General features: G+C 61.2%; 1 protein-coding gene. It reads left to right on the top strand.

What is annotated here, in order from left to right:
• Positions 1 to 547 (top strand): zinc-binding dehydrogenase (locus tag EOA85_RS36835; RefSeq protein WP_164760202.1); only part of this gene is annotated, 547 nt, incomplete at both ends.

Raw genomic sequence — 547 nt, 5'->3', positions numbered from 1 at the left:
CCCTTAGGCAATGCCGTTCACACCGCATTGTCCTTCGATCTCGTCGGCGAGGACGTGCTGGTCACCGGCGCCGGGCCGATCGGTATCATGGGTGCACTGGTGGCGCAGTGCGTCGGCGCGCGAAAAGTGGTCATCACCGACATCAACCCGGTGCGGCTGGCACTGGCGAAAAAGCTCGCCGTCCAGCATGTGGTCGACGCATCGAAGGAAAAGCTGCGCGATATCATGCCGGCGCTCGGCATGACCGAAGGTTTTGACGTCGGCCTCGAAATGTCTGGCGCCGCACCCGCCTTCCGCGACATGATCGACGCCATGAACAATGGCGGCAAGATCGCCATTCTAGGCATCGCGCCGACCGGCTTCGAGATCGACTGGAACAAGGTCATCTTCAAGATGCTGCATCTCAAGGGCATCTATGGCCGCGAGATGTTCGAGACCTGGTACAAGATGATCGCACTGGTGCAAGGCCCGCTCGACGTCACCGGCCTCATCACCCACCGCATCGGCATCGACGATTTCCAGACCGGATTCGACGCGATGCGCAGCG

Source organism: Mesorhizobium sp. M5C.F.Ca.IN.020.29.1.1 (assembly GCF_003997375.1).
Classification (GTDB): domain Bacteria; phylum Pseudomonadota; class Alphaproteobacteria; order Rhizobiales; family Rhizobiaceae; genus Mesorhizobium; species Mesorhizobium wenxiniae.
The sequence above is the reverse complement of the archived record's forward strand: the minus strand, read 5'-3'. Positions and strand labels throughout refer to the sequence as shown.